Origin of the sequence: Streptomyces sp. NPDC127092 (assembly GCF_042722475.1) — a bacterium.
Classification (GTDB): domain Bacteria; phylum Actinomycetota; class Actinomycetes; order Streptomycetales; family Streptomycetaceae; genus Streptomyces.
In genome coordinates this window covers 736-1,288 of sequence record NZ_JBHXFE010000281.1, presented here as the reverse complement: position 1 = coordinate 1,288, position 553 = coordinate 736, and the positions used below count along the sequence as shown (strand labels likewise).

Here is a 553-nt window from a genome sequence, read left to right as displayed (position 1 = left end):
CGGCTGCAGGATGCCGACCTCGCGGATCGAGGTGACCAGTTCCGCCATGTGGTCCTCGTCGAACACCTCACGCGGCTGCCGCGGGTTGGGGTGGATGTCCCCCACCGGGATCTCCCGCAGGACCGCGATGTCCGCGGACACGGTCCCCTCGGTCGCGGCGGACTCAACGCTCGAGTCCCCCGGTTCCTTCCTCGACGACGTCGCGGAGGTGGCACGCTTGCTGGGCGCCTTCACCGTCGGCATGGCCGGACGCCCCTTGGTCGGCCGCGCCGCGGGTGCATCCTCGGACTCTGCGGAGAAGAACACGTCGACGGGACGCTGCGCGGGTCGCGAGGCACGCTTCGACGAGGTGGGCCCTGCCTTCGTGGCGGACGTGGCGTTCCTGCCAGTCGCAGCCGTTGATTTCCCGGCCTGTGTCGTTCGGCCCGCGGTCTTCCGCTGCGAGGCCGACGGGGCGGGCTCGTTGGACCCCCCTGGCGTCTCGGCCGTCGCGGTGCTCCGCGTCGATGTCGTGGTGGCCTCCGCTGCCGCGGCAGCCTTCGGGCCGCTCTTC

The 553-nt window shown here is 72.0% G+C and carries 1 protein-coding gene and 1 pseudogene; one reads left to right on the top strand and one right to left on the bottom strand.

Annotated elements, in window-relative coordinates; translation table 11 throughout:
• Positions 1-114 (bottom strand): annotated as a pseudogene (locus tag ACFWJO_RS39680) (ParB N-terminal domain-containing protein); the annotation flags it as partial.
• Positions 115-127: 13 nt separating this feature from the next.
• Here ACFWJO_RS39680 and ACFWJO_RS39675 point away from each other — a divergent pair.
• On the top strand, positions 128-553 hold a 426-nt coding region (locus ACFWJO_RS39675; RefSeq protein WP_386873153.1), incomplete at its 3' end, for a hypothetical protein.